A 24,074-nucleotide genomic window follows, 5' to 3' on the forward strand; every position below is an offset into this window, starting at 1 on the left:
TGAGTGTCGTGGCACCCGCGTGAGCAGCTCGGCCGTAGTGATTCCGGATGCCGGTCCCGGTGATTCCGGGAGTCGGCAACGGTGGCGGTGGTGATGGCGATGGCGGGGAGACTCACCCCTGGACTGTGACCTCCGCCGTCTGCGGAGCGGGCACCGCCACCGGGGTGTTGAGCACCTCCAGCAGGCGGGCCGCCTCCTGTGCCACCGCTTCCCGGGCCGGCTTGACGTACTTCCGGGAGTCGACGAGTGCCGGGTCCGCATCCAGGGTGCGCCGTATCGAGCCGGTGAAGACGGAGACCAGATGCGTGGAGATATTGATCTTCGTCATTCCCGCGGCGACAGCGCGGCGGAGCTCGTCGTCCGGCACTCCGGACGAACCGTGCAGGACCAGGGGGACCGGGAGTGTCGTGCGCAGCGCCGCGATCAGGTCCTTGTCCAGTTCGGCGGTGCGCTCGCGCATGGCGTGAGAGGAGCCGACGGCGACGGCGAGTGCGTCCACGCCGGTGGCCCGGACGAAGGCCAGGGCCTCCGCGGGGTCCGTCCGCGCCCCCGGCGCATGGACCCCGTCCTTCCCGCCGACCTCGCCGAGTTCCGCCTCGACGAAGGCGTCCCGTTCGTGGCACCAGGCGGTGAGTGCGGCGGTCGTGGCGACGTTCTGCTCGTAGGGGAGGGCCGAGGCGTCCACCATGACCGAGCCCACGCCTGCGGCGATGCCCTGGTGGACCAACTCCGCGTCGGTGAGGTGATCGAGGTGGACCGCGATCGGGGCTGTGGACTCCTCGGCGAGGGCGAGTGTGGCCCGGGTGAGGGGGAGCAGGCTGCCGTGATAGCGGATGCAGTTCTCGCTGATCTGCAGGATCAGCGGGAGGCCGGTGCGCTCGGCGGCCGCTACCAGGGCTTCGGCGGTTTCCAGATGGATGACGTTGAAGGCCGCGGCACCGACCCGCGCTGCACGCGCGGCATCGACGATCGACGGGGTAGGGACGAGGGGCATGGTGTCCTGACTCCCTTGCGGAAGAGGCGAGTTGAGGAGGGAGGTGGGGGCGAGGGCGGGAGTGTGGAGGGGGTGCCGGGTCTGGCGTGCGGCTAGGACGTGGCCGGTTCCTGAAGCATCACGGAGCGGGTCAGGCTGCGCGGGTTGTCCGGGTCCAGGCCGCGGGCGCGCGCCCGCTCCAGGGCGACCCGCTGCACCAACACCAGGTCGGCCAGCGGATCCCGGGCATGGGACACGAAGTGCGCTCCGGTCCGTGCCACATCTGCCTCAAGCCCCTCCGGTGCCCGGCCGAAGAGCCAGGTCACCCGGCCCGGAGCAGCTATCGAGATCGGGCCGTGCCGGTACTCCATCGCGGGGTAGGACTCCGTCCAACTCTGCGACGCCTCCCGCATCTTGAGTGCCGCCTCGCTGGCCAGGCCGTACGTCCAGCCGGTGCCGAGGAACGCGAACTGCTCGGCGTCCACCCACTCCTTCTCGACCGGTGCCGTCAGCGCCTCCTCGGCGTCGCCCACCGCCCGCGCGACGTCCTCGCCCAGATGGGCGCGCAGCAGCGTCAGTGCCGTGGTCGCGAAGCGGGTCTGTACCACGGACCGTTCGTCCGCGAAGGGCAGCGCGACCGTCTCGTCGGACAGCTCGACCGCCGGGGTCTCGGGATCGCCGAGCACCGTCACCGTGGGGATCCGCCCCTTGACCGCTTCCAGTACCCGCAGTACCTCGGTCGTCGTCCCCGAGCGGGTGATCGCGACCACCGCGTCGTAGCCGCGGTCGGCGCCGAGGAACGCCTCCGAGGCCGGGAAGGGGTCCGTGACGCCCAGGCCCGCGCCTTCGCGCAGTGCCGCGTAGGACTGCGCCATGAACCATGACGTGCCGCAGCCGACGACGGCCACGCGCTGACCGGCCTTGGGCAGCGGCCCACTGCCGGCGCCGATCCGCGCGGCCTCCCGCCACGTCTCCGGCTGGCTGCGCAGCTCCTGCTCCATGTACGAGGTCTCGCTCATGGCCACCCTCCCGTGGTGCGTGCTCGGTGATGCCGATCGATTGGTCTGAGATCGACTGCTCTGAGAATGCAACTTTCTGCTTCGCTGACAGCAACTCTACGCACTTTCGTGCATGTGTTCCATCCCTCGTGCGGGTGACGGCGGCGGGTGGTGCTCGCGGTGCAGCCTGGTTGAGTAGGTGAACGCGTGGCGCGAAGTGGGCGTGGCGCGAAGCAAAAAGCGGGTAAGTGACTGTTGACATCTGCGTGAAAGGTGCCTGATATTCGCAAGATCAGTCATGCCGATGCCCGGCCATGGCCGACGATGCGGCGCCCCGGCGCCTTATTACGCAGTCATGCAGTCACGCAGTCATGAGTCACGCAGCAAAGGCGCTCCGTCGCACAAAGGACTTCCCATGTCCACTGCCCCCCTCTCCGCACCGCGCCCGTCGCCCCCGACCCGTCTCGGCACCGGCCGGATGTTCGCACTCACCGGCGCCGTCGTCGGCGTCATCTACGGCTACGACACCGGCAGCATCTCCGGCGCCCTGGTATTCCTCAGCAAGGAATTCGACCTCACCGAGACCGAGAAGGGGCTGGTCAACAGCATCTTGGTGTTCGGGTCGATCCTGGGCGCGCTGATCGGCGGCAAGCTCGCCGACGCCCTGGGACGCCGGACCGCGATGCTGATCGTCGCCGGCTCGTACGCGGTCTTCGTCGCGCTGTCCGCGGTGGCCCCCACCGTCGAAGTGCTCGACGCCGTCCGCTTCCTGCTCGGTGTCGCCATCGGCATCTCGATCGTGGCGGCACCGCTCTATGTCGCCGAGTCGACCCCGGCCCGTATCCGGGGTGCCTCGGTGGCCGCCTACCAGGTGGCCACGGTCGTGGGCATCGTCCTCACGTACTTCGTCAACTGGGGCCTGTCCGGCGGCGGTCACTGGCGCTGGATGCTGGGCCTGTCGGCGATTCCCGCGGCGCTCGTCGTGATCCCGCTGCTCCGCCTGCCGGACACCCCCCGCTGGTACGTCCTCAAGGGGCGCACCGAACGTGCCGTCGAGGTCATGGCGATGACCGATCCGGACGTCGACCCGCAGACCGAGGTCGCCGCGGTGCGCGCCGCGCTGACCGAGGAAAGCGGCGGCTCGATGCGCTCGCTGCTGCGCAAGCCGTACGCCCGCGCCGCGTTCTTCGTCGTCGGCCTCGGCTTCTTCTGCCAGATCACCGGCATCAACGCCGTGACGTACTACAGCCCGCAGATCTTCGAGGAGATGGGCTTCACCGGCAGCGGCCAGAACTTCCTGCTGCCGTCCTTCGTTGAACTGGCCTCCCTGGCCGCCGCCGTGCTGGCGATCCTCATCATCGACCGCCTCGGCCGCCGGGTGGTGCTGCTCTCCGGGATCGGCACGATGGTGCTGATGCTCGCGGTCCTCACCGCCGTCTTCAGCGCGGGAAGGCTGCACGGCGCCACCACCTGGGTGGGCTTCGTCGCGATCCTCCTGTTCACCGCCGCCTTCAACTTCGGCTTCGGATCGCTGATCTGGGTCTACGCGAGCGAGGCGTTCCCCGCCCAGCTGCGCTCCACGGGCGCGTCGGTGATGCTCACCGCCGACCTGGTCGCCAATCTTCTGATCGCCCAGTTCTTCCCGTCGCTGATGGCGAAGGCGGGGGCCGCCGCGACCTTCGCGGGCCTGGGCGTGCTCGCGCTCGGCGCCCTGGTGTTCGCCGCCTTCACCGCTCCCGAGACGAAGGGGCGCCAGCTGGAGGAGATCCGGGAGTACTGGCGCAACGGCGGCCGCTGGCCCACGGAGCCCGCGTCCGGAGCGGTCGGCGCCGGACCGCTCGGCACCGCGGCCGCGTCGCCGGCCTCGCCGTCCTAGGCAGCCCGTTGCGGGGAGGCGCGGAACACCCGCGTCGGTGCGCGGTGGGGCATGAGCCCAGGAGCCCGAGCGCCACACGGCCCGGCCCGCCGGACGGTTCCGGCGGGCCGGGCCATGGTGCGACGGGGCTCAGGAGGGGAGCTGCTGCACGTATTCCGCCAGGGCCGGTGCGGTCTTGGTCGCGATGAATTCGGTGATCCGGTACTCGCAGACCCCGGCGCGGACGAACGGGTCCTCGGCCGTGATCTTCTCGGCGGTCGCACGATCGATCCCGGCGGCGAGGATCACGCCGCCGTCACGCGGGTTCTTCCGCCCGGAAGCGATGAAGTGCCCGGCCGCGTACTCCTTTTCCAGCCACGCCACGTGGTCCGAGAGGGCGGCGTCGACGCGGTCGAGGGGCGCGGTGTAGGTCAGTTCCAATACGAACATGGCTGCAATATAGAGGAGGGGCAATCGGGGTCGGTGGCCGGTACGCACCCGGTCAGCGGTTCGATAGCGTTGCGGGCACCATGGACACTTCCGGAATCATCTCCCGTGCCGACGAACTGCGGCACTGGCCGGCGGACGAAGCCGGGGCCCGCGCGGTCCAGGACCGGCTGCGCACCCACGTGCGGCTCGACGAGCCCGGCCCGGCACCGGGCTTCGAGGGCACCGTGGTCGGTGTGGACGTCGCCTACGACGACGAGCGGGACGTGGTCGCCGCGGCCGCCGTCGCCCTCGACGCCCGTACCCTCGCGGTCGTCGACCAGGCCACCGCGGTCGGCCCGGTCTCCTTCCCGTACATCCCCGGGCTGCTCGCCTTCCGGGAGATCCCCACCGTCCTCGACGCGCTGGACCGGCTCGCCCGCACTCCCGACCTGGTGGTCTGCGACGGCTACGGGCTGGCCCACCCACGGCGCTTCGGCCTCGCCAGCCACCTCGGGGTGCTGACCGGACTGCCCACCATAGGGGTCGCCAAGAACCCCTTCACCTTCCGGTACGAGGCGCCGGGCCCGGAGCGCGGCGCCACCTCGCCCCTGCTGGACGACCGGGCGGCGGACGGTGAGCCCGAAGAGGTGGGACGTGCCCTGCGCACCCAAAGGGGCGTCAAACCGGTCTTCGTCTCGGTAGGACACCGGGTGGACCTGGACCGGGCCTGTGCGCACACGCTCCATCTGGCGGCCGCGTACCGCCTTCCGGAGTCGACCCGGGCCGCCGACGCCCTGTGCCGCAAGGCCCTGGCGAACGCCTGACGGACGGCCCGGCTACCCGCGGACCACCCGGAAGGTGATCCCCGCCTCCTGGAGGCGCCGGGTCAGCGCGTCCCCCATGGCCACGGCCGTCGTCACCTGTCCCGCGGTGTCCGGGAGGTCGTCGAAGGCCAGGCTGAGGGCTCCCTCGGCGAGCATCTTCGCGGTCTCGTCGTAGCCGGGATCGCCGCCCCTGACCTCGGTGACCAGGTGCGCACCGCCTCCGGACGCCACGAACCGCACCGCGAACCAGCTCCGCGCCCGCCGCTGCGGATCGGGCCCGTCGCCCGGTTGCAGCCGGCCCGACAACCAACGCCGGGCGGGCGGTACCTGGGCGAGCGCGGACAGCGCCCCCGCGCCCAGCGCCCCGCCCACCACCCCGGCCACCGCCGTCGGCAGCCGGCGCACCCCCGCGTAGTGCCGGTACCGGAAGTCCGGGCCGTAGTGGTCCAGGGCGGCCGCGGAGCGGGCGACGATCTGCGGGTCCAGGGTCGGCAGCGGGACGCCCCAGGTGCCGGTGTCGCGGCTCCTCACGGGTGGCCCGAACGGGGCGCTCACGGTACGGCCCACGGGCCGCGGTTCGGCCCGCCGACGGGCCCGGGCGGTCCGGGCCATGGCGGCCGGCCGGGAGACCGCGGTGAGCGCGGAGGAGAGCGTTCCGCCGGAGAACGTGCCGTTGGTTCGCACGAAGCCGTCGATGCGCAGCGGCACCGCTTTGGGGAGCAGCCCCACCGTGTAGTGCACACCCAGGTCGTACGGGACGGAATCGAAGCCGCAGGCGTGGACGAGCCGCGCCCCGGACGCGCGGGCGGTGGCGTCGTGGCGCAGGTACATCCGGTCCACGAACTCGGGCTCGCCCGTGAGGTCCAGGTAGTCGGTGCCGGCCCCGGCGCACGCCGCGACCAGGGGTTCGCCGTGCAGCAGATAGGGCCCGACGGTGGTGGCCAGGACGCGGGTGGCGGTGGCGAGCGCGCGCAGCGAGTCCGGGTCGGTGCTGTCGGCCCGGAGCAGCGGGAGGTCCGCGCAGGCCGGGTTGACGGCCGTCAACCGGTCGCGCAGCCGCTCCAGTTTGGTGGTGCTGCGTCCGGCGAGCGCCCAGCGGCAGCCCTCGGGCGCGTGCCGGGCGAGGTACTCCGCGCTGAGCTCGCCGGCGAACCCGGTCGCTCCGTACAGGACGAGGTCGTGGTCCCGTCCTGAGGTGTCCTGCCGTGCCATCTGCATCCTCTCTGGTCCGAGGTCCGGACCTTAGGGAGTCGCCGACGCCACGTCAACGGAAGGACGGGACGGCACGGTTGCCGGTGGCGGACGGGAGGGCGGGCCGGTGCGCTGCCGGTCTTGACGCGGCGGGGGAGCGCGGCCAGATTCGTCCGGTGAGAGGGGACATCCGACGTCCGGTTTGGCCTGGTACGTACGGCGGATGGGCCGGGTGGCTTCTGGAGGAGGCCGGTTGCTGTGATGACGCACTCCGCGGACCCGTCGGGCCGGACACCGCGCCGCGCCTGGTACCACGAGGTCACCCCGCGCCAGTGGAAGGCGCTGTCCGCCGCCTGGATCGGCTACCTCCTGGACGGCTTCGACTTCGTGCTGATCACGCTGGTGCTGACCGAGATCGCCGACGACTTCCGGCTGGACACCGCCACCGCCGCCTCCCTGGTCTCCGCCGCCTTCATCACCCGCTGGCTGGGCGGCGCGCTCCTGGGGGCGATGGGCGACCGCCACGGCCGCAGAGCCGCCATGATCGCCAGCATCCTGCTCTACTCGCTCGGTACCTTCGCCTGCGGGTTCGCCTGGGACTACACCAGCCTGTTCGCCGCCCGGCTGGTGATCGGGCTGGGCATGGCGGGGGAGTACAGCACCAGCGTGACGTACGTCCTGGAGAGCTGGCCCGCCCGGCTGCGGAACCGGGCCTCCGGATTCCTGATCTCCGGCTACGCGGGCGGCACGGCCGTCGCGGCCCAGCTCTACGCCTGGGTGGTGCCCGCATGGGGCTGGCGCTGGATGTTCTGGATCGGCGTACTGCCCGTAGGGGTCGCCCTGTGGATGCGCCGGTCGCTGCCGGAAGCCGGGGACTGGCAGGCCGAGGTCGCCACCGCGGCCGCAGGGGGCGGGACGGCGCCTCGGGAACGCCCGAACCCGTTCCGGCCGCTGTTCGCCGGCCGCCTCCGCCGCCGGGGCAACATCGCGCTGGCGGCGGTCGCCTCGGTCGCGCTGTTCTGCGCCTTCACACCGTACGGCGCGGGGTTCGTACCGTGGTCGGCCGCGGTCGCCGCGCTGTGCCTGGTCGCCTTCGCCGTGCAACTGGGTGGACGCCGCGGCTGGCTGCTGTACGTCTCCTTGATGGTGACGGTGTTCTGCGCCTTCCTCTACAGCTGGCCGGTGCAGGCCCTGCTGCCCACCTACCTCAAGGCCGACCTGGGGTACCCGCCCGCACAGGTCGGCGACGTGATGTTCGTCGCGGGTTTCGGCGCCATGGCCGGCTGCTGGCTCGCCGGGTTCACCGGCGATCTGCTCGGGACCCGGCGCGCCTATGCGTACACCCTGCTGGCCTCCATGGCGTTCGTGTTCCCGGTGTTCGCGGTGCGCGGGAGCCTGGTGGGGCTGGGGGTGCTGATCTTCGTCCTGCTGGCGCTGGGCCAGGGCATCTCCGGGATCCTGCCGAAGTACATCGCGGGGCACTTCCCGACCGCGACCCGCGCCGCGTCGCTGGGCTTCGTCTACAACGTGGGGGCACTGGGCGGCGCGGTGGCGCCGGTCCTCGGTGCGCAGCTCGCCCGCGGCATGCCTCTGGGGCGGGCGCTGGCGGTCCTCACCTTCGGGCTGACGCTGCTGGTCGTCGTCCTGGTGGGCGGCGACGTCCCGCGGCGACTGGCCCGGCTGGTGGACCGTCAGGTGCCCGGCGACCACCTCGTGCCGGCGGCGGATGGCGATGCGGGCACGCAACGGGTGGGCGGGCCGGATGCCGCGCGGGGGGAGTCGTCGGCCGGTGCGGTGTAGCGGGGGCGGTGGCCGTGGCGCTCGCAGGCCGGGACGGGGGCGCCGTGCGCGGAGGCGGCCGGGCTCACTCCGTGCTGTCGTCCTGCCGCCCCAGCGCGACCCCGCGGACGCCCTCCAGTTCGGTCAGCGCCGCCACCAGGGGATGCGCGGAACCGTCGCCCTCCAGGCGGAGCAGTACGTCGGCCGCCACCAGGGCGTCGTCCGGATGGGCCGCCACCTGGACGTCGGAGACCCGGAACCCGCTGCCGGTGCACAGCTCCAATATCCTCCCGAGCAGTCCGTGTTGCGCCCGGTACGTCAGGCGCAGCTCGATCCGGTCGAAGGACGGTCCCCCGGTGATCCGCTCCGACACCTTGGAGAAGCCCCGCACGATCAGGAAGTGCACCGCCGTCGCGCCGATCGCGAGCAGCGGCAGGCCACCGCCGCACGCCATGCCGATGGCGCAGGTCAGCCAGATGGTCGCGGCCGTCGTCAGCCCCCGGACCGCGTCCTTGCGCACGAAGATCAGTCCACCGCCGATGAAGCCGATGCCGGAAACGACCTGCGCGGCGACCCGGGACGGGTCCAACGCCACACCGTCCGTGCCCAGCAGCGAGCCGAAGCCGTGGATCGACACCTCCATGAACAGGGCGCTGCCCACCCCGACGAGGGTGTGGGTGCGCAACCCGGCGCTCTTCTGCCGGGCCTCCCGCTCCAATCCGATCAGCGAGGACAGCAGCAGGGCTATGGCCAGCTCGGCGAACTGACGCGGGCCCTGGCCGGCGTGGACGTCGAACAGCGCGGCGGCGAGGTGTGACATGGCGGCATTGTCCCTCTGCCGGACCGGCGTCCGGCAGCTCCGCGGGCCGTTGTCAGTGGTCGCGGTTAGCGTTGAGGTCGATGGGCTGCGCGGGCGTACGCGCGGCTCGCCGGAGGCGCCGCGGGCGGTGCCGGACGGGGGAGCGGACGTGGAGGACGACATGGTGAAGGCGGCACGGCCGAGGACGGCGCCGGCGCGGGCCGGTGCGCTCCGGCTTCGGATAGCCCCCGAGCTGCTCATCGACCGGCTCGGCGGGGGATAGCGGCGCGGCGGCAGCAGGCGCGCGAAGGCCCGTGGCGGCGATGGCAGTTGAGCATCGTCGCCACGGGCCTTCGCCGTGCGTGACCACTTGGTACGGGGGGCTTGTGGAAAGTGGAACACGTTCTTAACATCACGAGTGTTACATCAGAAGTGTCACAGTGCGGAAGGCATGGGACGCGATGACGCGGTCAGGGAACGGCCCGCTCAGCGGGGTGCGGGTGCTGGAGCTCGCAGGCATCGGCCCCGGCCCGTTCGCGGCCATGCTGCTGGCCGACCTCGGCGCCGACGTCGTCCGGGTCGACCGGCCCGGCGGCGCCGGACTGGGCATCGACCCGGCGTCCGACCTCACCAACCGCAACAAGCGCTCGGTACTGGTCGACCTGAAGCAGCCCGCCGGAGTCGGCCAGGTCCTCGACCTGGTCGAGCGCGCCGACGTCCTGATCGAGGGATACCGACCGGGGGTGGCCGAGCGGCTCGGCGTCGGGCCCGAGCCCTGCCTGGCGCGCAACCCCCGCCTGGTCTACGGCCGGATGACCGGCTGGGGCCAGGACGGACCGCTCTCCGGCACCGCCGGGCACGACATCGGCTACATCGCCATCACCGGCGCCCTCGGCATGATCGGCCCGCCCGACGGCCCGCCCGCCATCCCCGCCAATCTGCTCGGCGACTACGCCGGCGGCTCCCTCTACCTCGTCATCGGCGTCCTCGCGGCCCTCCAGCACGCCCGCACCGACGGTGGGACGGGCCAGGTCGTGGACGCCGCGATCGTCGACGGCACGGCCCATCTGACGGCGATGATCCACGGCATGCTGGCGGCCGGCGGCTGGCAGGACCGGCGGGGCGCCAATCTGCTCGACGGCGGCGCGCCCTTCTACGGCGCCTACGAGACCGCCGACGGCGGCTACATGGCCGTCGGCGCGCTGGAGCAGCGGTTCTACGCGGAGTTCATCCGCCTGCTCGGCATCGAGGACGACGCCCCCGGCCGGGACGACCTCGCCGCCTGGGACGACCTCCGCAGCGCCATCGCCGCCCGGTTCCGGACCCGTACGCGGGACGAGTGGACCGCGGTCTTCCAGGAGTCCGACGCCTGCGTGGCGCCGGTGCTGTCGCTGCGCGAGGCCCCCGGGCACCCGCACCTCGCCGCCCGCGGCACCTTCACCGAGCACGCCGGCCTCACCCAGCCCGCCCCCGCGCCCCGCTTCTCGGCCACCCCCGGGACCGTCCGCAGACCTCCCGCCCGCCCCGGAGCGGACACCGAGGAGGTCGCCCGCGACTGGCAGGCGCCCAGCCTCGCCACCCCGGCCGAGCAGCCCCGCCGACCACTCAGGACCACCCCCGAAGGGACAGCAGAGTGAAGCGCCAGATCTTCACCGAGGACCACGACGCCTTCCGCGAGACGGTGCGCACCTTCCTCGCCAAGGAGGTGACGCCGCATTACGAGCAGTGGGAGAAGGACGGCATCGTCAGCCGGGACGCCTGGCGGGCGGCCGGCCGGCAGGGGCTGCTGGGCCTGGCCGTGCCCGAGGAGTACGGCGGCGGGGGCACCACCGACTTCCGCTACAGCGCGGTCCTGGCCGAGGAGTTCACCCGCGCCGGCGCCCCGGGCTTCGCCATCGGGTTGCACAACGACATCATCGGCCCCTATCTCACCTCGCTCGCCACCGACGAGCAGAAGCGCCGCTGGCTGCCCGGCTTCTGCAGCGGCGAGACCATCACCGCCATCGCGATGACCGAGCCCGGTGCCGGCTCCGACCTCCAGGGCATCCGCACCTCCGCCGAGGACCGCGGCGACCACTGGATCCTCAACGGCTCCAAGACCTTCATCTCCAACGGCATCCTCGCCGACCTCGTCATCGTCGTCGCCAAGACCACCCCCGAGGGCGGCGCACACGGCCTGAGCCTGTTGGTCGTCGAGCGCGGGACGGCGGGCTTCGAGCGCGGCCGCAACCTCGACAAGATCGGCCAGAAGTCCCAGGACACCGCCGAACTGTTCTTCAACGACGTGCGGGTCCCCAAGGAGAACCTCCTCGGCGAGCTCAACGGCGCCTTCGTGCACCTGATGACCAACCTCGCCCAGGAGCGGATGGCGATAGCGATCGCCGGGATAGCCGCCGCCGAGCACCTGCTGGAGATCACCACCCGGTACGTCAAGGAGCGCGAGGCGTTCGGCCGGCCGCTCGCCAAGCTCCAGCACATCCGGTTCGAGATCGCCGAGATGGCCACCGAGTGCGCGGTCACCCGCACCTTCCTCGACCGCTGCATCACCGACCACTCCGAGGGCACCCTCGACGCGGTGCACGCCTCCATGGCCAAGTGGTGGGCCACCGAGCTCCAGAAGCGGGTGGCCGACCGCTGCCTCCAACTCCACGGCGGATACGGCTATATGGCCGAATATCCCATCGCCAGGGCCTTCACCGACGGCCGTATACAGACCATCTACGGAGGGACGACCGAGATCATGAAGGAGATCATCGGCCGCTCCCTGCTCGGCTGACCCTCCCCGACTGTGTCTTCCCGGGCCCTGACACCAGCGGCCGACCCCGCGGCCCCCCGAACCCCGGCCGGAAAGAAAGGCTTTTCTGTGAGCACCGAAGCGTTTGTGTACGACGCGATCCGCACCCCCCGCGGTCGTGGCAAGGCCAATGGCGCACTGCACGGCACCAAGCCGATCGACCTGGTCGTCGGCCTGCTCCACGAAGTGCGGCGGCGCTTCCCCGACCTGGACCCGGCCGCGATCGACGACATCGTGCTCGGCGTCGTCGGACCGGTCGGCGACCAGGGCTCGGACATCGCCCGGATCGCCGCCATCGCCGCAGGCCTGCCCGACACCGTCGCCGGCGTCCAGGAGAACCGCTTCTGCGCCTCCGGCCTCGAAGCCGTCAACATGGCCGCGGCCAAGGTCCGTTCGGGCTGGGAGGACCTGGTCCTGGCGGGCGGTGTGGAGTCGATGTCGCGGGTTCCGATGGCCTCCGACGGCGGCGCCTGGTTCGGCGACCCGATGACCAACTTCGACACCGGCTTCGTCCCGCAGGGCATCAGCGCCGACCTCATCGCCACCATCGAGGGCTACTCCCGTCGCGACGTCGACGAGTTCGCCGCGCTGTCCCAGGAGCGGGCCGCCGCGGCCTGGAAGGACGGCCGCTTCGAGCGCTCCGTCGTCCCCGTGCGGGACCGCAACGGCCTGGTCGTCCTCGACCACGACGAGCACCTGCGCCCCGGCACCACCGCCGACTCCCTCGCGGCCCTGAAGCCCTCCTTCGCCACCATCGGCGACGCCGGCGGCTTCGACGCGGTCGCCCTCCAGAAGTACCACTGGGTCGAGAAGATCGACCACGTCCACCACGCCGGCAACTCCTCCGGCATCGTGGACGGCGCGGCGCTGGTCGCCATCGGCTCCAAGGAGGTCGGCGAGCGCTACGGCCTCACCCCGCGGGCCCGCATCGTCTCCGCCGCGGTCTCCGGCTCCGAACCGACGATCATGCTCACCGGCCCCGCGCCCGCCAGCCGCAAGGCCCTGGCCAAGGCCGGACTGACCATCGACGACATCGACCTGGTCGAGATCAACGAGGCGTTCGCCGCGGTCGTCCTCCGCTTCGTCAAGGACATGGGCCTCAGCCTGGACAAGGTCAACGTCAACGGCGGCGCCATCGCCCTGGGGCACCCCCTCGGCGCCACCGGCGCGATGATCCTCGGCACCCTCGTCGACGAGCTGGAGCGGCAGGACAAGCGCTACGGCCTGGCCACCCTCTGCGTCGGCGGCGGCATGGGCGTCGCCACCGTCATCGAGCGCCTCTGACCCCTCGTCCCACCCACTACGGAGTACCAACCATGAGTGAATCCACCACCATCCGCTGGGAACAGGACGAGACCGGCGTCGTCACCCTGGTCCTGGACGACCCCGACCAGTCCGCCAACACCATGAACGACGCCTTCAAGACCTCCCTCACCGCGGTCGCCGACCGCCTGGAGGCCGAGAAGGACAGCATCCGCGGCATCATCTTCACCTCCGCCAAGAAGACCTTCTTCGCCGGCGGCGACCTGCGCGACCTGATCGCGGTCACCCCCGACCAGGCACAGCAGGCGTTCGAGGCCGGCAACGGCATCAAGCGGGACCTGCGCCGGATCGAGACGCTCGGCAAGCCCGTGGTCGCCGCCATCAACGGCGCGGCCCTGGGCGGCGGTTACGAGATCGCCCTGGCCTGTCACCACCGGGTCGCCCTGGACACCCCCGGCACCAAGATCGGCCTCCCCGAGGTCACCCTCGGCCTGCTGCCCGCCGGCGGCGGCGTCACCCGCACCGTCCGGCTGCTGGGCATCACCGACGCGCTGCTGAAGGTGCTCCTCCAGGGCACCCAGTACAACGCCACCCGCGCCAAGGACAACGGGCTGATCCACGAGGTCGCCGGGACCCCCGACGAACTGCTCGCCAAGGCCCGGGAGTTCATCGACGCCCACCCCGAGTCCCAGCAGCCCTGGGACGTCAAGGGCTACAAGATCCCCGGCGGCACCCCGGCGCACCCGAAGTTCGCCGCCAACCTCCCGGCGTTCCCCGCCAACCTCAAGAAGCAGCTGGCGGGCGCGCCCTACCCGGCGCCGCGGAACATCCTCGCCGCGGCCGTCGAGGGGTCCCAGGTCGACTTCGAGACCGCCCAGACCATCGAGGCGCGCTACTTCGTCGAGCTGGTCACCGGCCAGGTCTCCAAGAACATGATCCAGGCGTTCTTCTTCGACCTCCAGGCCGTCAACTCCGGTGCCAACCGCCCCAAGGACATCGCGCCGCGCACGGTCCGGAAGGTCGCCGTCCTCGGCGCCGGCATGATGGGCGCCGGGATCGCCTACGCCTGCGCCAAGGCCGGCATCGAGGTCGTCCTCAAGGACGTCACCCAGGAGGCGGCCCAGAGGGGCAAGGAGTATTCCGCGGGGCTGCTCGCCAAGGCGCTGGCCAGGGGGCGGACGACCGAGCAGCAGCGCGACGAGCTGCTGGCGCGGATCACGCCCACCGCCGAGCCCGCCGACCTCGCCGGCTGCGACGCGGTCATCGAGGCGGTCTTCGAGGACGTCGCCCTCAAGCACAAGGTGTTCAAGGAGATCCAGCACGTCGTCGAGCCCGACGCGCTGCTGTGCTCCAACACCTCCACCCTGCCCATCACGCTGCTGGCCGAAGGCGTCGAGCGGGACACCGACTTCATCGGCCTGCACTTCTTCTCGCCGGTCGACAAGATGCCGCTGGTGGAGATCATCAAGGGCGAGCGGACCGGTGACGAGGCGCTGGCCCGCGCGTTCGACCTCGTCCGCCAGATCCGCAAGACCCCGATCGTCGTCAACGACTCGCGCGGCTTCTTCACCTCCCGCGTCATCGGCCACTTCATCAACGAGGGCGTGGCGATGATCGGCGAGGGCTTCGACCCCGCCTCGGTCGAACAGGCCGCGGCCCAGGCCGGCTACCCGGCCAAGGTGCTGTCCCTGATGGACGAGTTGACCCTCACCCTCCCGCGCAAGATCCGCAACGAGACCAGGCGCGCCGTCGAGGAGGCCGGCGGCACGTGGCAGCCGCACCCGGCCGACGCCGTCATCGACCGCATGGTGGACGAGTTCGAGCGCCCCGGCCGCAGCGGCGGCGCGGGCTTCTACGACTACGGCGACGACGGCAAGCGGGCCGGCCTGTGGCCCGGGCTGCGCGAGCACTTCCAGAAGGCCGGCGCCGCCATCCCGTTCCGGGACATGCAGGAGCGGATGCTGTTCTCCGAGGCGCTGGACACCGTCCGCTGCCTGGAGGAGGGCGTGCTGACCTCCGTCGCCGACGCCAACATCGGCTCCATCCTCGGCATCGGCTTCCCGGGCTGGACCGGTGGCGTGCTCCAGTACATCAACGGCTACGAAGGGGGCCTGCCCGGGTTCGTGGCCCGCGCCCGCGAGCTCCAGGCGTCCTACGGAGACCGGTTCGCGCCCTCCGCGCTGCTGGTCGAAAAGGCCGAGCGGGGCGAGAAGTTCAGCGACTGAGCCGGGCGTGCGGGGGCGGGCCGCCGCGGCCCGCCCCCGTCACCCCTCGTCGGTGCCGCCGTCCGCGGGCCGACCGGCGCGTTCCGCCCGGCCGCCGTGCTCACCCGTGCCGAGCCACTCCCGCAGCTCTTCCTTCATCGACCGTTGGAAGGCGGTGACCAGTGCCTGCACCACCATCGGCTGCATATGCGCCGAGAGCGACTTCATCCGCGCCACCTCCTCCGCGTCCGGCCCGCCGTCCCGGTACGGCTCCCATACCTCGTCCTTGAAGAGCCGGCTGAGCTCACGGGCCGCCGAGCGGGTGTGCTCGATGACGACGGTGCGCGCCGCCAGGATCGTCTCCAGGGCGATCGGCACGTCCAGCAGCCGCGTGCCCAGGTGCAGCAGCCCCGGGTCGACCCGGAAGACCTGCGGATCCTCGGTCCGGACGAGGACGTTCATCGCCGCCAGCCGATCGAGGTCCTCCTCGGTCAGCTCCCGGCCGACCCGCCGTTCCAGCTGCTCCCGGGTGGCGTCCTCCGCCGTGTCCGGTACCCAGCTCGCCACCAGGGCGCGGTGGATGGCCAGGTCCTGGGCGCTCAGGTCGGGCGGCAGCTGCGCCAGGTAGCGTTCGATGGCGGACAGGGTCAGGCCCTGGTGCTGGAGTTCCTCGATGAGCGCGAGCCGCGAGAGGTGGTCCGGGCCGTAGCGGCCGACCCGGCGCGGGCCGATCTCGGGCGGCGGCAGCAGACCGCGGGTGCTGTAGAAGCGGATCGTGCGGACCGTGACGCCGGCGCGAGCGGCGAGTTCGTCGACGGTCAGGCCGTCGGGGGCGGACTCCATCATGTTCAACAGTATTGCTGTCTCACCAGTCCTGTGAAACCTTCTTCACCGCTCAGCGCGCAGCCAGGCCCTCTTCGGGCAGGGCCTGGGTCCTCCGTACGGTCCGCAGATCAGGCCTATGCCCTCGGGAGGCCGCCATGACCACGCTCCTGCGTATGCCCGGTGAGCCGGGCGCACTCACGCTGCCCGCCCTGCTGTTGCGCAACGCCGAGGACCACGGCGCACGTCCAGCCCTCTCCTGGCGCGCGCCGGACGGCGGCCGGCACACGCTCAGTTGGGAGGCGGCCCGCCGCCGGATCGGCGAACTGGCCGCCGGCTTCAGGGCACTCGGCGTCCGGCGCGGGGAGATCGTCCTGCTCATGATGGGCAACCGCCCCGAGCACTGGCTCGGCGACCTGGCCCTGGTGCACCTGGGCGCGGTGCCCGTCACGGTCTACGGCACCGCCGCGCCGGGCCAGATCGCCCATGTCGTCCGGCACAGTCGGGCCCGACTGGCCGTGCTGGAGGGGCCCCGGGAACGGGCGCGCTGGGAGCCGCTGCTCGACGACCCGGCGGCGCGCCTGGAGCGGCTGGTGGTCGTCGAACCGGCGGACGGACCGCCGGCCGCCGGCCACCCGGCGGAGGGCAGGTGCGAGAGCTTCGCCGCGGTGGCGGCCCGCGGTGCGGCGGCGTACGACCCCGGGGCGTTCGAGGCGGCCTGGCGGCAGGGCGACGCGGGCGACACCCTGACCGTCGTCTACACCTCCGGCACGACCGGCGACCCCAAGGGGGTGGTGGTCAGCCACCGCCACGTGCTGCTGAACGCGGTGGCGCTGGACGGCGTCGTGGAGCTGCCGGACCATGCCGCGCACCTGTCCTACCTCCCCTTCGCGCACATCGCCGAGCGGATGCTGGGCATCTACCTGCCGGTCTTCCGGGCCGCGCACGTCCACCTCTGCGCGGATCCGGCGGAGATCGCGCCGCTCGCCCGTGAGCTGCGGCCGGCGCAGTTCTTCGGGGTGCCGCGGGTGTGGGAGAAGCTGGCGGCGGCCGTCCGGGCCGCGCTGGCGGAGCTGCCCGCGGAGCACCGGGCGGCGGTGGCGGCGGCGGGCGAGACCGCCCGGGCCCACGTCGCCTGCCGGGAGCGCGGCGGGCGGCCGCCCGCCGGGCTGGAGGTGCGCACGGCCGCGGACGGGGAGATCGAGGTGCGCGGCCGGACGGTGACCGCGGGGTACCTCCGGGCGGACGGGACGGTGGAGCCGGCCGCCAGTGTGGACGGCTGGTTCCGCACCGGCGACATCGGCCGGATCGACGCGGACGGCTTCCTGTGGGTGACCGACCGCAAGAAGGAAATGATCGTGACGTCGACGGGCAAGAACGTCTCGCCCGCGCTGGTCGAGAGCGCCCTCAAGGAGCATCCGCTGATCGGGCAGGCGCTGGTGCACGGCGACGGCCGGTCGTGTCTGGTGGCGTTGGTGGTGCTCGATCCGGAGCTGGCCCCGGCCTGGGCGGCCCGGCACGGCATCGAGGGGAGCCTGCCGGAACTGGCCCGGCATCCGGCCGTCCGGGCGGAGGTCGAGCGGGGCGTGGCGGCGGCGAACGAGGGTCTGAACCGGACGGAACAGGTCAAGCGATTTTCGTTGTTGGGCGAGGAATGGCGACCTGAAACTGGCGAGCTCACACCGTCGTTGAAGCTTTGTCGCCGTGTTATTCGCCACAAATGCGGACAGATCCTAGAGCGAATGTAAGCCATGTGATCTCTCACACAGACGGGGGGCCACTCTTCGGGGAAGGTGTGCCGACTGGCCGTTCGCACGACCTGCGGAGCCGGTCATGGTCAAGTTCTCCGAAAGCGAGATGAACCAGTAGTGAGCACAGAAACCGTCGTGGATGAGGGCCAGCGGTCATCGGACGGGGGGAGCGGGACCCGGCAGGACGCGGGGGACGCGGGTTACAGCAAGGCTCTCAAGGGCCGCCACATCAACATGATCGCCATCGGCGGCGCCATCGGCACCGGCCTCTTCCTGGGGGCCGGCGGCCGGCTGCACTCGGCGGGTCCGGCACTGGCCATCGCCTACGCGGTCTGCGGCCTCTTCGCCTTCTTCGTCGTCCGGGCCCTCGGCGAGCTGGTGGTGCACCGCCCGTCGTCCGGCTCGTTCGTCTCCTACGCCCGGGAGTTCCTGGGGGAGAAGGGCGCCTACGTCGCGGGGTGGATGTACGTCGTCAACTGGTCGACGACCGGTATCGCCGACATCACCGCGATCGCCCTGTACACGCACTACTGGAGCATGTTCACCAGCATTCCGCAGTGGGTCATGGCGCTGATCGCGCTGGCGGTGGTGCTCACGATCAACCTGATATCGGTGAAGATCTTCGGTGAGATGGAGTTCTGGTTCGCGATCATCAAGGTCGCGGCGCTGGTCGCCTTCATGTTCATCGGCATCTACCTGCTCGCCACCCAGCACCCGGTCGACGGACACACACCGGGCCTGCACCTGATCACCGACCACGGCGGCATCTTCCCGACCGGCCTGCTGCCCGTGGTGATCGTGCTCCAGGGCGTCGTGTTCGCCTACTCCGCGGTCGAGCTGGTCGGCGTCACCGCCGGTGAGACCAGCGAGCCGGAGAAGGTCGTGCCGAAGGCCGTGAACTCGATCATGTGGCGGGTCGGCATCTTCTACGTCGGCTCGGTGATCCTGCTGGCCATGCTGCTGCCGTGGAACGTCTTCAGCGCCAACGAGAGCCCCTTCGTCACCGTGCTGTCCCACGTCGGCATCCCGCACGCCGGTGATGTGATGAACCTGGTCGTGCTCACCGCCGCGATGTCCAGCCTGAACTCCGGGCTGTACTCCACCGGCCGCATCCTGCGCTCGATGTCCATGGCGGGCTCCGCGCCGAAGTTCGCCGCCCGGATGAACCGCAGCCAGGTGCCGTACGGCGGCATCATGCTCACCTCCACGGTGTGCGTGCTCGGTGTCGGGCTCAACTACTGGCTGCCGGGCAAGGCGTTCGAGATCGTGATCAACATCGCGGCGCTGGGCATCATCAGCACCTGGTGCACGATCATGGTCTGTCACATGGTGTTCGTCCGCCGCTCCAAGGAGGGCCTGGTCGAGCGGCCGCGCTTCCGCCTGCCGGGCACGCCGGTCACCGACATCGCCACCATCGTCTTCCTGGTCGGCGTCATCGTGCTGATGTGGTTCGACGACGGCGTCGGCCGGCAGACCGTCCTGCTGATCCCGGTCCTCGCCGCCGCGCTGGTGGGCGGCTGGTTCGTGGTCCGCGGCCGGGTCCGCCGGATCGCCGAGGAACGCGAACTCGCCGAGTAGGTCGCGCGAGGACCAGCGCCCGTACAGCGGAGGGCGGCCGCGGTGGACCGGAAGGTCGCCGGGGCCGCCCTCCGCCGTGCGGGCCCGTTGTCAGTGGTCGCCCGTACCGTGGGGTCATGGCTGAGAAAACGGGGATCGACGCCGCAATCGCCTTCGTCAAGGGTGATGCCACCGCACCTCAGGGCAAGGGCGTCAAGATGATTGTGCATGTCTGCAACGACCTCGGGGGCTGGGGCAAGGGCTTCGTGCTCGCCCTCTCCCGCCGCTGGCCGGAGCCGGAGCGGGCCTACCGCCGCTGGCACCGCGAGCGGGCGCAGAACGACTTCGGACTGGGCGCCGTCCAGTTCGTGCAGGTCGGTGAGCATGTGTGGGTGGCCAATGTGGTCGGGCAGCGGGGCACGAGGACCGGCAGCAAGGGCGTGCCGGTGCGGTACGAGGCGATAGCGGCCGGGCTCGCCCGGGTCGCCGACCAGGCGCTGGAGTTGGGGGCCTCGGTCCATATGCCGCGGATCGGCTGCGGGCTGGCCGGCGGGAGGTGGTCCCGGGTGGAGCCGTTGATAACCCAGCGCCTCATCGGGCGCGGCGTGGCGGTGACGGTCTACGACCACTGACGGCCCGGGGCCGCCGGCGGCGGATCGCGGGTGTGGCGGACCGGCCCGCGCGGCCGGTCCGCCGCCCCGACGGGCCGGGTCAGCCGCCGATGACCGGATAGTGGTCGGAGAGGTTGGTGTAGGTGTAGTCCTTGCCCCAGCTGGAGACGGTCCAGGGCGCCGACTGCTCCTTGACCACGGTGTTCCCCCAACCGCTGGGCCGGGCATGGCCGTTGCGGAACAGCACGTAGTCCAGGTCCTCGCGGGGATCGTTCGGGTAGCGGTACGCGGCGATCGAGTTCTGCTGGGTGTCGAAGGAGTACGGGTGGCCCGTGCGGCTGTCGGCGGGGGCCAGGTCGGCGTTGGCCAGCAGGGCGTTGTACTCGGCGCCGTGGGAGTCGATGTTCATGTCGCCGGCGACCATGATCTCCTCGTTCGCCGGGATGTTCTTGGCGTCGAGGAAGGCGTCCAGCTCCTTGAGCTGCTTGGCGCGGTCGGCGGCCGCCTCACCGGCCTTGCAGCCCGAATCGGTCGACTGGGTGTGGGTGCCGACGACATGCACCTTGGTGCCGTCGACGTCCAGCACCGCGTAGACGAAGCCCTTGTCGGAGTAGGAGTCCGAACCGCAGGCGTCCTGGTAGATGTGCTGCTCCTTGCGCAGCACCGGCCACTTGCTCAGCAGCGTCACCCCGCCGTCCTCGGGCGTGACGGCCGAGTAGGCGCCGCTCGTGGCGTCCCAGCCGCTCCGGCTGCGGCCGACCACCGGGGTCTGGTGCGGATACTCCGCGGCGGCCTGCGACTTGAGCGCGTCGGAGGAGGAGTTGTCGAAGGCTTCCTGGAGCACGACGACGTCGTTGCCGTGGAAGAAGTCCGCGGACGCGATGGCCTGGGCGCGGTGGTCCTGGCCCCAGTTGGGATACAGGTTCTTGCTCATGAGGAAGGTGTTGTAGGTGAGCACCTTGAGACGGGGCGCGCTCGCGACCGCCGGGGAACCGGCGGGGCCGGCCGGGGCCGACGCGGTCGCGGCCGACGCGGTGGGGGACGCGACGGCCAGCGTGGCGGCGAGGGCTGCGGCGACGGCGACGGCCCGGGACGTACGCAGGGGGGAGTGCGGCACTGAAACTCCCTATCGAGGGGGGACTTGGGGATATGACGTGGCGACGCACATCAAACCAGCTGGGGTTACTTCTAGGTAACCTCCCGGCGGGCAGCAGATTTACAGACCGAGGAGCACTACCGCGAGATGCGGGACATGGGACAGGTCTGGGGCTTGAAAGGCCATCACCTCCCGCCCGACTGGGCGTCGTTCTGCGCCTACTACGACGGGGTGGTGGCCGGGCGGCTGGAGCTCAACGACTCGGTGCGGGACGTCCTGGCGGAGCTGGCCCGCCCGCAGAAGCCGCCGGTGTGGTGGGTCCCGGCAGCGCTCTGGCGGCCGTTCGCCGCGCTCGCCGCCCACTACGCCCTGCTGGTCGACGTCGGTGTACTGCCACCGGTCCTCCGCGAGCGGTTCGGGCTGACCTGGACCGCCCGGCAGCAGCGCCGGCTGCGCCGGTTCGCCCGGGTGGTGCGCTGTCTGGCGGCGCCGGTGCCGCCCCCGCCGCGGATCGCCCCGGCGCTCTTCCTGGCCTACTGGCACACCCACCGCCCGGGCGCCGCCCCGCGGACCCGCCGCCCGCTCGGGGCCACCGTATGATGAGCAACCGTATGAACACGGTAGGAACAGCCACGGAACGCACCGACCCGGAACCCCCGCCGCCCGGAGGTGTGCTCTGGACGCTGGTCGGGGACGTCAGATCGCTCCTGACCCTGCCCGCCGCACTGACGATGCAGGTGGCCCACCCCGCGGTGGGCGCGGGTGTGGACGACCACTCGGTCTTCCGCACCGACCCCTGGGGGCGCGGCGAACGGTCACTGGCCTCGCTCCAGCTCTGGGTGTACGGCGGCCGGACCGCCGTCGAGGAGGGCCGGCGACTGCGGAAGCTGCACCGGTCCATCCAGGGCACCGACGCCCACGGCCGGAAGTACCACGCGCTGACCCCCGCGTACTACGCCTGGGTGCACGCCACCGGCTACCCGGTCTTCCGGCACGCCCAGCGCTACCTCGGCCGTCCCTTCACCCCGGCGCAGGAACGGCAGCTGTACGCGGAGTGGCTCCAGGTCGGCCGGATCCTCGGCATCCACGACCGGGACATGCCGCAGACCATCGAGGAGTTCTGGCCGTACTACCGCAAGGTCCTCGCCGCCGAGGTCGAGGAGACCGCGGTGGTACGGGAGTTGATCGCCACCGACCAACCGCTGCCGGTCCCGGACCGCGGCCCCTGGTGGGTGCGACTGGCGCTGCGGGTGGTCTGGCCGGTGCTGCTGCCGGGGTTCGCCCGGTTCCGCCGGTTCGTCACCATCGGGCTGATGCCGCCGGACGCCCGGCACGCCATCGGTCTGCCCTGGACCGACGCCCAGGAGCGCCGGCTGCGCCGCCTGGGCCGGGGGGTGCGCCTGATGGTGCCCCTGCTGCCGGAGCGGCTGCGGTTCCTGCCGATCGCGCGGCGGGCCCGCCGGGAACACCGGGCGGCCCGCCGGTAACGGCGACGGCGGGCGGAGTCGGGCACGCCCGGACCCCGCCCGCCGCTCCCGGTCAGTGACCGGCGTGCACCTCGTGGGTGGCCGCGATCTGCTTCCACGACTTGGGCTGGGCGACCAGGCCCGGCGCGGCGAACGCCCGCGCGCCCGCGCCCGCGGCCGGCTTGGTCGGCTGGTACAGCCAGGTGTCGAAGAAGCCGGCCAGCGGCTGCCCGGACTTCTGCTCCGCGAACTTCACGAAGTCCCCGATCGCGGCGTTGCCGTACCGGTGCTCCGTCGGCCAGGACTTCAGGATGTCGAAGAAGACCTTGTCGCCGACCTTGTTGCGCAGTGCCTGGAGGGCCAGCGCCCCGCGGTCGTAGACCGCCGAGTCGAACTGCTTGTCGGCGCCCGGGTCGCCCGGCTTCACCGTCCAGAACGGGTCGTCGGCCGGGTGCTGGGCGTAGACGTAGTCCGCCAGCTGCTGCGCGGTGCCCTCGCCCTCCTTCTCCGACCACAGCCACTGGCTGTACGAGGCGAAGCCCTCGTTGAGCCAGATGTCCTTCCAGTCCTTCAGCGACACGCTGTCGCCGTACCACTGGTGCGCCAGCTCGTGCACCACCACCGAGACGTTGGTGCCCTTGTCGAACGCCTTCTTGCCGTAGAACGGACGGGTCTGGGTCTCCAGCGCGTACCCGGCCGGGACGTTGGGGACGTAGCCGCCGACCGAGTTGAACGGGTACGGCCCGAAGACGCTCTCCAGCCACTCGGTGACCTCGGTGGTGCGCTCGATGCTCGACCGCGCCGACCCCAGGTTCGCGCCCAGGTCCGGGCTGACCGCGTTGATCACCGGCAGGCCGTCGGCCGTGGTGTCGGTGGTGATGTCGAACTTGCCGATCGCCAGCGTCGTCAGATACGTCGCCTGCGGCTTGTCCGAGCGCCAGTTGAAGCGCGTCCAGCCGAGCTTGGAGGTCTTCGAGGCCAGCACGCCGTTGCTGAGCGCCTGGGTGCCGTCCGGCACCGAGACGGAGATGTCGTACGTCGCCTTGTCGGAGGGGTGGTCGTTGCTGGGGAACCACCACACCGCCGAGTCCGGCTCCTGGGCCACCACACCGCCGTCCGGCGTCCGGGCCCAGGCGGTGAAGCCGTCGATCTTCAGCTCGGAGGGCTTGCCCGCGTAGCGGACCACCACGCTGATGTCCTTGCCCTTCTCCAGCGGCGTGGCCGGAGTGACCTCCAGCTCGTGCTTCCCGGAGGTGGCGAAGGTGGCCTTCTTGCCGTTGACGCGGATCTCGCTGACCTTCAGGCCGAAGTCCAGGTTGAAGCGGGAGAGGTCCTGCGTGGTCCGGGCGAGCAGGGTCGCCGTGCCCTCCAGCAGGTCCGTCGCCGGCTGGTACTTCAGCCGCAGGTCGTAGTGGGAGACGCGGTACCCGCCGTTGCCGCTCTCGGGGTAGTAGCTGTCGCCCGCACCCGGGGCACCCGGGGTGAAGTCGGCCGCCGCCGCCGGGATCGCCAGCAGCAGGCTGAGCGCGGCCGCGCCCGGGACCAGGAGTCTGTGACGCACGAGTCCTCCAACTCGTAGGGGAGGTCGATCTCTTACGGAGCTTATGTACGCATCGGGGGCCGCGTCATGTCCATGGCCACATCTGACACATGACCGACATC

19 protein-coding genes and 1 pseudogene are annotated in these 24,074 nt (G+C 71.5%); 12 read left to right on the forward strand and 8 right to left on the reverse strand.

Annotation, left to right across the window (positions count from 1 at the left end; all coding sequences use genetic code 11):
- Positions 1-112: 112 nt before the first annotated feature.
- Complete coding sequence (locus CG747_RS03975) at positions 113-994, reverse strand: class II fructose-bisphosphate aldolase (RefSeq protein ID WP_100600201.1); 882 nt, start codon at positions 992-994, stop codon at positions 113-115.
- Between the two features lie 92 nt (positions 995-1,086).
- Positions 1,087-1,992: an SIS domain-containing protein gene (locus CG747_RS03980; protein WP_100600202.1), complete on the reverse strand. Its 906-nt coding sequence runs from the start codon at positions 1,990-1,992 to the stop codon at positions 1,087-1,089.
- Positions 1,993-2,386: 394 nt separating this feature from the next.
- On the opposite strand from CG747_RS03980, the gene CG747_RS03985 reads away from it, so the two are divergent.
- On the forward strand, positions 2,387-3,847 hold the full coding sequence (locus CG747_RS03985) for a sugar porter family MFS transporter (RefSeq protein ID WP_100600203.1): 1,461 nt from the start codon (positions 2,387-2,389) through the stop codon (positions 3,845-3,847).
- A gap of 129 nt (positions 3,848-3,976) precedes the next feature.
- On the opposite strand, the gene CG747_RS03990 is transcribed toward CG747_RS03985, so the two are convergent.
- Entirely contained in the window at positions 3,977-4,276 is a 300-nt protein-coding gene (locus CG747_RS03990) for a YciI family protein (protein WP_100600204.1), read from the reverse strand.
- A gap of 80 nt (positions 4,277-4,356) precedes the next feature.
- On the opposite strand from CG747_RS03990, the gene CG747_RS03995 reads away from it, so the two are divergent.
- Positions 4,357-5,079, forward strand: a complete 723-nt coding sequence (locus tag CG747_RS03995) for an endonuclease V (RefSeq protein WP_100600205.1) — start codon at positions 4,357-4,359, stop codon at positions 5,077-5,079.
- A gap of 12 nt (positions 5,080-5,091) precedes the next feature.
- On the opposite strand, the gene CG747_RS04000 is transcribed toward CG747_RS03995, so the two are convergent.
- Positions 5,092-6,291, reverse strand: a complete 1,200-nt coding sequence (locus CG747_RS04000) for a trans-acting enoyl reductase family protein (RefSeq protein WP_100600206.1) — start codon at positions 6,289-6,291, stop codon at positions 5,092-5,094.
- Between the two features lie 240 nt (positions 6,292-6,531).
- Between CG747_RS04000 and CG747_RS04005 the strand changes: the two genes are divergently transcribed.
- Positions 6,532-8,070, forward strand: coding sequence for a sialate:H+ symport family MFS transporter (locus tag CG747_RS04005; protein WP_100600207.1), 1,539 nt, complete (start codon positions 6,532-6,534; stop codon positions 8,068-8,070).
- A gap of 64 nt (positions 8,071-8,134) precedes the next feature.
- On the opposite strand, the gene CG747_RS04010 is transcribed toward CG747_RS04005, so the two are convergent.
- Positions 8,135-8,869, reverse strand: a complete 735-nt coding sequence (locus tag CG747_RS04010) for an MgtC/SapB family protein (protein WP_100600208.1) — start codon at positions 8,867-8,869, stop codon at positions 8,135-8,137.
- Between the two features lie 440 nt (positions 8,870-9,309).
- On the opposite strand from CG747_RS04010, the gene CG747_RS04020 reads away from it, so the two are divergent.
- The 4 genes from CG747_RS04020 to CG747_RS04035 all read left to right on the forward strand — a co-directional run bounded on the left by CG747_RS04020 (position 9,310) and on the right by CG747_RS04035 (position 15,130).
- On the forward strand, positions 9,310-10,485 hold the full coding sequence (locus CG747_RS04020) for a CaiB/BaiF CoA-transferase family protein (protein WP_100600210.1): 1,176 nt from the start codon (positions 9,310-9,312) through the stop codon (positions 10,483-10,485).
- Positions 10,482-11,624, forward strand: a complete 1,143-nt coding sequence (locus tag CG747_RS04025) for an acyl-CoA dehydrogenase family protein (RefSeq protein ID WP_100600211.1) — start codon at positions 10,482-10,484, stop codon at positions 11,622-11,624. The genes CG747_RS04020 and CG747_RS04025 overlap by 4 nt, the downstream gene beginning before the upstream one ends.
- Before the next feature lie 87 nt (positions 11,625-11,711).
- Positions 11,712-12,926 (forward strand): acetyl-CoA C-acetyltransferase, encoded by a 1,215-nt coding sequence (locus CG747_RS04030; RefSeq protein WP_100600212.1) that lies wholly within the window; start codon positions 11,712-11,714, stop codon positions 12,924-12,926.
- Between the two features lie 32 nt (positions 12,927-12,958).
- Positions 12,959-15,130: a 3-hydroxyacyl-CoA dehydrogenase NAD-binding domain-containing protein gene (locus tag CG747_RS04035; protein WP_100600213.1), complete on the forward strand. Its 2,172-nt coding sequence runs from the start codon at positions 12,959-12,961 to the stop codon at positions 15,128-15,130.
- A 39-nt stretch (positions 15,131-15,169) separates the two neighbouring features.
- On the opposite strand, the gene CG747_RS04040 is transcribed toward CG747_RS04035, so the two are convergent.
- Positions 15,170-15,955, reverse strand: coding sequence for a MerR family transcriptional regulator (locus CG747_RS04040; protein WP_100600214.1), 786 nt, complete (start codon positions 15,953-15,955; stop codon positions 15,170-15,172).
- Between the two features lie 134 nt (positions 15,956-16,089).
- On the opposite strand from CG747_RS04040, the gene CG747_RS04045 reads away from it, so the two are divergent.
- The 3 genes from CG747_RS04045 (at position 16,090) to CG747_RS04055 (ending at position 19,871) form a co-directional block, all read left to right on the forward strand.
- Entirely contained in the window at positions 16,090-17,679 is a 1,590-nt protein-coding gene (locus tag CG747_RS04045; RefSeq protein WP_100600215.1) for a long-chain fatty acid--CoA ligase, read from the forward strand.
- Between the two features lie 138 nt (positions 17,680-17,817).
- Positions 17,818-19,260, forward strand: coding sequence for an amino acid permease (locus tag CG747_RS04050; RefSeq protein ID WP_100600500.1), 1,443 nt, complete (start codon positions 17,818-17,820; stop codon positions 19,258-19,260).
- 116 nt (positions 19,261-19,376) lie between these two features.
- Positions 19,377-19,871, forward strand: a complete 495-nt coding sequence (locus CG747_RS04055) for a macro domain-containing protein (protein WP_100600216.1) — start codon at positions 19,377-19,379, stop codon at positions 19,869-19,871.
- A 79-nt stretch (positions 19,872-19,950) separates the two neighbouring features.
- Here CG747_RS04055 and sph read toward each other — a convergent pair whose 3' ends face one another.
- Positions 19,951-20,967, reverse strand: a complete 1,017-nt coding sequence (sph, locus tag CG747_RS04060; RefSeq protein WP_100600217.1) for a sphingomyelin phosphodiesterase — start codon at positions 20,965-20,967, stop codon at positions 19,951-19,953.
- Positions 20,968-21,072: 105 nt separating this feature from the next.
- Between sph and CG747_RS04065 the strand changes: the two are divergent.
- Positions 21,073-21,546 (forward strand): annotated as a pseudogene (locus CG747_RS04065) (oxygenase MpaB family protein); the annotation flags it as partial.
- Between the two features lie 11 nt (positions 21,547-21,557).
- A complete protein-coding gene (locus CG747_RS04070; protein ID WP_180985381.1) occupies positions 21,558-22,433 on the forward strand; it encodes an oxygenase MpaB family protein in 876 nt (291 codons plus the stop codon).
- A gap of 52 nt (positions 22,434-22,485) precedes the next feature.
- Here CG747_RS04070 and CG747_RS04075 read toward each other — a convergent pair whose 3' ends face one another.
- Positions 22,486-23,973, reverse strand: a complete 1,488-nt coding sequence (locus tag CG747_RS04075; RefSeq protein WP_100600219.1) for a M1 family metallopeptidase — start codon at positions 23,971-23,973, stop codon at positions 22,486-22,488.
- Positions 23,974-24,074 lie beyond the last annotated feature (101 nt).

The organism is Streptomyces sp. CB02959, from assembly GCF_002803155.1.
Lineage (GTDB): Bacteria > Actinomycetota > Actinomycetes > Streptomycetales > Streptomycetaceae > Streptomyces.

Bases quoted from the DNA above. Each gene is read 5' to 3' on its own strand.
- CG747_RS03975 (WP_100600201.1), bottom strand. From the start codon at position 994: ATGCCCCTCGTCCCTACCCCGTCGATCGTCGATGCCGCGCGTGCAGCG.
- CG747_RS04000 (WP_100600206.1), bottom strand. From the start codon at position 6,291: ATGGCACGGCAGGACACCTCAGGACGGGACCACGACCTCGTCCTGTAC.
- CG747_RS03995 (WP_100600205.1), top strand. From the start codon at position 4,357: ATGGACACTTCCGGAATCATCTCCCGTGCCGACGAACTGCGGCACTGG.
- CG747_RS04045 (WP_100600215.1), top strand. From the start codon at position 16,090: ATGACCACGCTCCTGCGTATGCCCGGTGAGCCGGGCGCACTCACGCTG.
- CG747_RS03980 (WP_100600202.1), bottom strand. From the start codon at position 1,992: ATGAGCGAGACCTCGTACATGGAGCAGGAGCTGCGCAGCCAGCCGGAG.
- CG747_RS04020 (WP_100600210.1), top strand. From the start codon at position 9,310: ATGACGCGGTCAGGGAACGGCCCGCTCAGCGGGGTGCGGGTGCTGGAG.
- CG747_RS04035 (WP_100600213.1), top strand. From the start codon at position 12,959: ATGAGTGAATCCACCACCATCCGCTGGGAACAGGACGAGACCGGCGTC.
- CG747_RS04010 (WP_100600208.1), bottom strand. From the start codon at position 8,869: ATGTCACACCTCGCCGCCGCGCTGTTCGACGTCCACGCCGGCCAGGGC.
- CG747_RS03985 (WP_100600203.1), top strand. From the start codon at position 2,387: ATGTCCACTGCCCCCCTCTCCGCACCGCGCCCGTCGCCCCCGACCCGT.
- CG747_RS04005 (WP_100600207.1), top strand. From the start codon at position 6,532: ATGACGCACTCCGCGGACCCGTCGGGCCGGACACCGCGCCGCGCCTGG.
- CG747_RS04070 (WP_180985381.1), top strand. From the start codon at position 21,558: ATGAACACGGTAGGAACAGCCACGGAACGCACCGACCCGGAACCCCCG.
- CG747_RS04040 (WP_100600214.1), bottom strand. From the start codon at position 15,955: ATGATGGAGTCCGCCCCCGACGGCCTGACCGTCGACGAACTCGCCGCT.
- CG747_RS04055 (WP_100600216.1), top strand. From the start codon at position 19,377: ATGGCTGAGAAAACGGGGATCGACGCCGCAATCGCCTTCGTCAAGGGT.
- CG747_RS03990 (WP_100600204.1), bottom strand. From the start codon at position 4,276: ATGTTCGTATTGGAACTGACCTACACCGCGCCCCTCGACCGCGTCGAC.